This window comes from Intrasporangium sp., assembly GCF_039812505.1.
Taxonomy (GTDB): Bacteria; Actinomycetota; Actinomycetes; order Actinomycetales; family Dermatophilaceae; genus Intrasporangium_A.
On record NZ_JBDIAQ010000260.1, the window covers coordinates 1 to 2,702 of the forward strand.

At 71.4% G+C, this 2,702-nt stretch carries 3 protein-coding genes and 1 pseudogene; 1 reads left to right on the forward strand and 3 read right to left on the reverse strand.

Going from position 1 to position 2,702, the window contains the following annotated elements; translation table 11 throughout:
* Window positions 1-723 (reverse strand): hypothetical protein (locus tag WMI84_RS17945; protein ID WP_347355138.1); only part of this gene is annotated, 723 nt, incomplete at its 3' end.
* 373 nt (window positions 724-1,096) lie between these two features.
* Here WMI84_RS17945 and WMI84_RS17950 point away from each other — a divergent pair.
* Window positions 1,097-1,588 carry a DUF1269 domain-containing protein gene (locus WMI84_RS17950; RefSeq protein WP_347355139.1) on the forward strand — a complete coding sequence of 164 codons (492 nt, stop codon included), beginning with the start codon at window positions 1,097-1,099 and terminating at the stop codon, window positions 1,586-1,588.
* Window positions 1,589-1,683: 95 nt separating this feature from the next.
* Here WMI84_RS17950 and WMI84_RS17955 read toward each other — a convergent pair whose 3' ends face one another.
* Both WMI84_RS17955 and WMI84_RS17960 read right to left on the reverse strand, forming a co-directional pair.
* Window positions 1,684-2,109 carry an Hsp20/alpha crystallin family protein gene (locus tag WMI84_RS17955; RefSeq protein ID WP_347355140.1) on the reverse strand — a complete coding sequence of 142 codons (426 nt, stop codon included), beginning with the start codon at window positions 2,107-2,109 and terminating at the stop codon, window positions 1,684-1,686.
* Window positions 2,110-2,290: 181 nt separating this feature from the next.
* Window positions 2,291-2,702: pseudogene (locus WMI84_RS17960) on the reverse strand (MFS transporter); the annotation flags it as partial.

Consider the following 2,702-nt stretch of genomic DNA (forward strand, 5'->3'; position numbering starts at 1 on the left):
GCTCCGCAGCCGTCCGAACGTGAAGCGGACACCCGTGTCCGTACCGGTGACCGAGCGCGTCCAGTCGGGGTACTTCTCGGCCAGCGTCGTGGGCGGGTCCCAGCGGTCCGACAATGCTCCACGCCACGCCAGCTCGAGACGCTGCCGGGACCGGGTGTGGTTGGTCACGCGGGTGCGGATGACCGCCGTACGGGAGTCGGCGTAGCGCAGCTCCAGCTCGATGGCGAAGCGGTCGAGGTCGTAGCGCTGCACCAGCGCGCCCGGGATCGCGAAGACCTCGTGGGACCTCGCCGCGGCGAGGTCGACCGGGCGACCGTCGGCGCGGACGGAGAGCTGGTCCAGCTCGTGGGCGAAGAAGAGGCTGTACTCCTCCGAGATGACCATCGGGCCGGTGAAGCCGCCGTACTCGTCCGGCTCGGCCGGCAGGGTGAACCCGTGCCAGGCACCCTGGTCGAGCAACGGGTTGAAGACCTGGTTGCCGACCCTGTCGAACTCACGGAAGGCCCGCGGGCTGCCCGTCCGGTCGACGACGTCCCGGTACCTGACGGCGAGGCGTGGCGTGGGTCGCCGGTGCGTGGTGTCGCCGGCCGTTGGCGCGGAGCCGGCGCGGCCCTCCGAGCCGGTGTCCGGCCGGCCGGGCTCGGCGCTGCTGACACCGGAAGGAACCAGGACGGCCGAGGTCAGCAGACCTGCCAGGGCAGCAGCGGTCGGGAGGTATCGCATGTGACTCCTTCGGCGGCGACCGGGCCGTCGGGGCCACCGTCGGCACCCCGTCGGCCCAGGAAGGAAACCACGACCGCGCAGGACCGCCGCGGGCGCGCACCGATGCTCCCACCCGGTCGGTGGGCGGTCAACCCAACGACGGGCTTGACATGAGGCATCACGCGTGGCGACCCCCACCCCGCAGCCCGGTTCGATGTATTACCGCAGCCCAGAGACCGCGGTATTACATCGAACCGGGCTGCGGGTGGGCTGGGGGTGGGCTGGGGGTGCCGACGCGCGCGGCGGTATCGTGGCCTCGCTTCGGTGACCCGGTCGGTCCGGCAGGGCCCGGAAGGAACCGTCACGTGTCCAACCGCATCAGGAGGAACCGACCATGTCCGAGCTCATCGTGCTGGGCTACGACGACCACGACAGCGCCGCCAAGGCCTACGAGAAGGTGCTCGAGCTGCAGCGCGACTTCGTCGTCAACCTGTCGGGCCTGGCCGTCGTCCGGGTCGACGCGGACGGCAAGCGCCATGTCGACACCCCGGCCAAGATAGTCGGCGCCACCGCCGCGTCGGGCGCCCTCTGGGGCATGCTCCTCGGCTTGCTCTTCCTGGCTCCCGGCGTCGGGTTCCTCGTCGGTGGGCTGGTCGGTGCGTTCAGCGGCAAGCTGACCAAGATCGGGGTGAACAAGGCCTTCCAGGAACGGGTCGACGCGGCCCTGTCACCCGGCAAGGCAGCAGTGGTGGTGATGGCCCGCAAGATCACCGAGGACAAGTTCGCGGCGGCGATGGGCCCCTTCGGCGGCACCGTGCTGCAGACGTCCCTGTCCGACGCCGACGAGGCCGAGCTTGCCTCCGAACTCGGCGAGGCCAGGTCCTGAGGACGACCGGCCACCGGGCCGCGCCGCCCGGCTGAGCACCCGGCCGGGGCGCGGTGGCTTGCCCCGGCCGGGCGGTTTACACCGGCCGCCCGGCCTCAGCCGACGGACCCCTCGATGGCGCCGGCACCGCTGTGGCTGACGGTGATCTTGCGCGGCTTGGCCTCCTCGGCGACCGGGATGCTGAGCCGGAGGACGCCGTCGCGGTAATCGGCCTCGATCTTGTCCAGGGCCAGCCCACGCCCGAGCGAGAGCTGCCGGGCGAACGTGCCGCTCGGACGCTCGTGCGAGAGCCACTTGGCACCCTCGACCTGGACGTCCTTGCGGGACGCGCGGACCGTCAGCATGCGGTCCTCGACGTCGATGTCGATCGTCGCGGGATCGACCCCCGGGAGGTCGATCAGGGCCGTGAAGGTCTCACCCTCGCGGTAGAGGTCCATCGGCATCGCGGCGGTGGTGGTGCCGGGGAACGGGTCGGTGAACAGGCGGTCCATCTCGCGGAACGGGTCGAACTGGCGGGGCATGACTACTCCTGACTGCGATCTGGCGATGCACCCCTGCGGCGCGTCGCATCAAGATACATGAGCGTCAACGACTCAACTCTGGGATCTATTCCGTACACCGCCGACGTCTACCGCTGCCGTATGCCGCTGGGCCGGGGCCCGCGCGCCGCGTGCGGTCCCAGCACAGCTGGCATACCTCAGGTCAGGGCGCCTGGTCGTGACCTGACCCCGACCCGTCGGCGCCGACCTCCTCCGTGGGCCGCGCCACGTCCCCGACGGTGTGGCGCAGCCGGATCTCCGGCAGCAGCCAGGTCAGCACGAAGGCGACCGCGGCGATCGGCACCGCGACGAGGAACACCGTCTGGATCGTCGAGGCGTAGGCGTCCACGATCCCGGCCAGCACCTGCGGGGGCAGGTGCGACAGCTCGGCCGGCCCGACCGACCCCTCCAGGCCCGACGGGACCGGCACGCCGTGCAACGCGTCGGCCAGCCGCCCGCCCAGCACGTTGGCGAAGATCGCTCCGAACACGGCGGTGCCGAAGGACCCGCCGATGGACCGGAAGAACGTGGCTCCTGCTGTCGCGACGCCGAGGTCCCGGTGCGCGACGGCATTC